General features: G+C 72.0%; 4 protein-coding genes. All 4 read right to left on the reverse strand.

The annotated features are described in order from the left end of the window. Positions 1 to 85 precede the first annotated feature (85 nt). Positions 86 to 1,240 carry a thiolase gene (locus tag ABZ260_RS47700; RefSeq protein ID WP_355631661.1) on the reverse strand — a complete coding sequence of 385 codons (1,155 nt, stop codon included), beginning with the start codon at positions 1,238 to 1,240 and terminating at the stop codon, positions 86 to 88. After that, positions 1,237 to 1,650, reverse strand: coding sequence for an OB-fold domain-containing protein (locus ABZ260_RS47705; protein ID WP_350965271.1), 414 nt, complete (start codon positions 1,648 to 1,650; stop codon positions 1,237 to 1,239). Before ABZ260_RS47705 ends, ABZ260_RS47700 begins: the two co-directional genes overlap by 4 nt. Further along, positions 1,647 to 3,248 carry an AMP-binding protein gene (locus ABZ260_RS47710; protein ID WP_355631664.1) on the reverse strand — a complete coding sequence of 534 codons (1,602 nt, stop codon included), beginning with the start codon at positions 3,246 to 3,248 and terminating at the stop codon, positions 1,647 to 1,649. The genes ABZ260_RS47705 and ABZ260_RS47710 overlap by 4 nt, the downstream gene beginning before the upstream one ends. Further along, the coding region (locus tag ABZ260_RS47715; protein WP_355631667.1) for an acyl-CoA dehydrogenase family protein at positions 3,245 to 4,204 on the reverse strand (960 nt) is incomplete at its 5' end. The genes ABZ260_RS47715 and ABZ260_RS47710, both read right to left, overlap by 4 nt.

Genomic DNA, 4,204 nt, shown 5'->3' on the forward strand with positions numbered 1-4,204 from the left:
TTTCGGGGAAATGGTCGGCCGATTTCCGGAGACCTGGTAGCGACATGGGTCGAAACCGCCCCGCCGTTTCCGCACGCGCCACCGCTCAGAGCGTACGGCCGCTGCCCAGGACCAGCGTGCCCGAGCTCATGAACATGCCGCCGACCCCGGTGGCGAGGCTGACATCGACCCCGGGGACCTGCGCCGCCGCCGTTCCGCGGACCTGGCGCACCGACTCCTGGATCGCGAACATGCCGTACATGCCGGTGTGGGTGTAGGAGAGCCCGCCGCCGTTGGTGTTCATCGGCAGCGACCCACCGGGCGCGGTGTTCCCCTCGGCGATGAACGCCGGCGCCTCGCCCCGCTTCACGAAACCGAGGTCTTCCAGTCCGTACACCGGAACGTGCGCGAACGCGTCGTAGATCATCAGATGGTCCACGTCGTCGTGCGAGATCCCGGCCTGCCGCATGGCGGCCGCCCCGCCCATCTCGATGGCGCGGGACGACGTCAGGTCGCGCAACCCGGAGACGACCGAGGACTCGCTCGACTCCCCCGCGCCCAGCACGTAGACCGGCGGCGACGCGGAGCCGAGGTCGCGGGCCCGCTCGGCCGAGGTCAGCACCAGGGCGCCACCGCCATCGGTCACCAGGCAGCAGTGCAGCAGGTGGATGGGGTCGGCGATCACGGGCGACGCGAGCACGTCCTCGACGGTGATCGGGTCGCGCAGCCTGGCGCGGGGGTTACCCGCCGCCCACTGGCGCTGCACGACCGGGACCATGGCGAGCTGCTCCCTGGTCATCCCGTACGTGTGCATATAGCGGCGTACGCCGATCGGGAACAGCGACGGCGCCCCGATCGGGCCGTGCGGGACCTCGAACTGCGCCATGTACGACTGCGGCGCGGGCGCCCACGGCACCATGCCCACCCGGGAGCGCCCGGACTCGCCGTGCGTGACCAGCACGGTCGTGCAGAGCCCGGACACGATGGCGGCCATGGCGTGCCGCACGTGCAGCATGAACGAACTGCCGCCGACGTTCGTGCCGTCCAGATATTCCGGGACGATCCCCAGGTAGTCGGCCACGTCGATCGGAGACTCACCGGCGGACGCGACACCGTCGACGTCGGCCGCGGTGAGGCCCGCGTCGCGCAGCGCGTTGACGGCCGCCTGGGCGTGCAGCTCCAGCGCGGACATGTCGGGGACCTTGCCGATGCGGTCCGTCTCGGCGGCGCCGACGATTGCGATCTTGCCTCGGAGGCTCATCCCTCATCCTTTCTTGGCCGGAATCCGACGACCTTCCGCTCACCCCGCTGTTCGAAGACCACTTCGAGCTCACCGTCGATGACGAGCCCGCTCCCCGCCTCACCGGCTCCGGTGACGGTGGCGAGCAGTCTGGGCCCCTCGGCCAGCCTGACGAGCGCGACCACGTACGGCACCTCGCCCTCGAACCCGGGCGCGGCGCGGTGGTTGACCACGTACGACTCCAGCGTGGCCACGCCGGAGACCGGTTCGAGCGCGACCTGGTCCGACATGCACGCCGGGCAGTACGCGCGCGGATAGAGGAAGAAGTCGCCGCACTCGCGGCAGCGCGGCACCTTGAGCTCACCCCCGTCGACGGCCTCGAAGAAGCCCGCGGTGTCAGGGGTGGGCAGCGGCAGGGGTTTCGTGCTCATCCGGATCGCCTCCCGTCCGTTTCCGCCGGCCCGCCGGAGGGCTCGCCGGCTCCTCCCGCTGCCTGGGGCAGCAGGTGCTTGCGGAGTTTTCCGTTGGCGCCGCGCGGGAGCGTCTCCACCGTCTCGATCCGGCGGGGCACCTTGAACCGCGCGATCCGCTCCCGGCAGAACCGGATGATCTCGTCGCCGAAGTCCGGCTCGGCGGCGCGTTCACGCGCCCCGTCCATGGGCTGGATCACCGCGCAGACGATCTCGCCCCACTCCTGGTCGGGGATGCCGATGACAGCGGCGTCGGCGATGTCGGGGTGTTCCAGCAGCGCCGCCTCCACCTCGGCCGGGTAGACGTTGACCCCGCCGGAGACGATGACCTCGGCGGTCCGGCCGAGCAGGAAGAGATATCCGTCCTCGTCGAGGTAGCCGAGATCGCCCACCGTCACGTAGCCGTCGGTCACGCTTGAGCGGGTCTTCTCCGGGTCGCCGTGGTATTCGAAGGCCCTGGGGCCCATCTCCAGGTAGACCCGGCCCTTCTCTCCCGGACCCGGCTCGCGCCCGTGATCGTCCATGATCCGGACGCCGGCGCCGGGCTGGGCCCTGCCGACGCTGCCGGGCCTGGCCAGCCACTCGCGGGAGTCGATGACGGTTCCCGCGGCCTCGCTGGCGCCGTAGTACTCGTACACCACCGGGCCGAACCAGTCGATGATCCCGCGCTTCACCGCGGGCGGGCAGGGGCCCGCACCGTGGATCAGGTTGCGCATGCTCGACACGTCGAACGACGCGCGTACCTCGGGGTCGAGCGCGAGCAGCCGGTGCATCTGGGTGGGCACGACGTGCGTCGTGGTCACCCGCTCCTGCTGGATGAGCCGGAGCATCCCGGTCGCGTCGAACCGCTCCATCAGCACCACCCGGTGCCCCAGGTGCAGCGACGCCAGGGCCAGCCCGTTCACGGCGGTGTGCGACAGCGGGGAGGTCACCAGATGGGTGCCGTCTCCGAGCGGCTCGACGTCGAACATGCCCAGTTGCCAAAGCGCCCCGGCGCCGAGGACATCATCGGGATCGCCACCGGCCAGCGCCCGGCTGATGCCCTTGGGACGGCCCGTGGTGCCCGAGGTGTAGGCCATGAAGGCACCGGACACGCGGTCCTCGACCCGGTCGGCGGAGAACGGAGCGGCGGCCTCCTCCAGCAGGCGAAAACCCTCGGCGGGCAGGGTGGAGAAGCGCCGCTCCCCGGCGAGACCCACCTCGTCGAGCGCGGCCAGCACGGTGTCCGCGTACCGCGGGGAGGTCACCACGGCGCCCGGCGCGCAGTCGCCCATGATGTACGCGATCTCACCGGCGCTGAGCGCGGTGTTGACCGGGATCAGGTACCACCCGGCCTGCTGGCAGGCCAGGACCGTCTCCAGGGCCGCGATCTCGTTCGCGGCCACCAGCGCCACCCGGTCGCCGGGCCGCAGGCCCAGGCCACGCAGCAGCCGCGTGATCCGGTTCACCCGGGCCAGCAGCTCGCCCGCGGTGACCGATGAGCCGTCCGGCGCGACGACGGCGATCCGATCGGGGAAGCGCTCGGCGATCCGCCAGAACCCCAGGTCCCCGGTGCTCATCGCCGCCCTCCCGCACGGGCGACCACCATCTCGGCGAGCGCGCGCCGGTGCTCTCTGGCGGTCCCGAAGGCGGCGGACAGCGACATCGAACGCTTGAGCCAGAACTGCAACCCGTACTCCCAGGTGAACCCGATCCCGCCATGCAACTGGAGCGCCTCCAGGTCGGCCGGTTTCGCCGCCTCACCCGCGTACGCCTTGGCGACCGCGGCCCGCACGGCGGCGTCCGAGGCGCCGGTGTCCCGAAACGCGGCCATCGAGGCGGCACCCGCCAGGTCCACCACCGTGGCGACGTTCGCCAGCTTGTGTTTCACCGCCTGGAACGATCCGACGGGCCGGCCGAACTGCCTGCGCACCTTCACGTAGTCGACCGTCACGTCGAGCAGGTGCCGGCTCACGCCGGTGAGCAGGCACGCGGCGCCGGCCACGGCCCGCGTCCAGGCCCGTTCGACCGCGGCGGCATCCCGGCTGATCACCTGCCCGTCCGCGGCGTCCCAGGCGACCCGGTAGAGCGGATAGAGCGGATCGACCGCCTCCTGCCACTCCGCGGTGAACGCCCCCTTCTCCAGGGCGCGTACGCCATCGCTCTCGCAGACGAGCAGCAGGTCGGCCTGACCGGCCTCCAGCGCGACGGGGGTGCGCTCGCCGAACGAGACCGCCACCAGCGCGTCACCGGAGGCGATGCGGGGCAGCCAGGCCGCCGCGAAATCCTCGGGCGCCGCCTCCTGGATCAGCGGGCCGGCGACGACCGCGGTCTCCAGGAAGGGCTCGGGCACGGCGAACTCCCCCAGAACGTGCAGCACGGGCGCGAGCACGTGCTCCGCCAGGCCCACCCCGCCCCACCGCTCGTCCAGCAGGACCGAACCCTTCGGCCGCCCGGTGGACCCGGAGGTGTAGAGCACGTACGCGGTGTCGCCGGGGCGTGGCCGCGTGGTCACGGCGGGGGCCGCGGTCGCCGG

It is taken from the genome of Streptosporangium sp. NPDC006013 (assembly GCF_040614275.1).
Lineage (GTDB): Bacteria > Actinomycetota > Actinomycetes > Streptosporangiales > Streptosporangiaceae > Streptosporangium.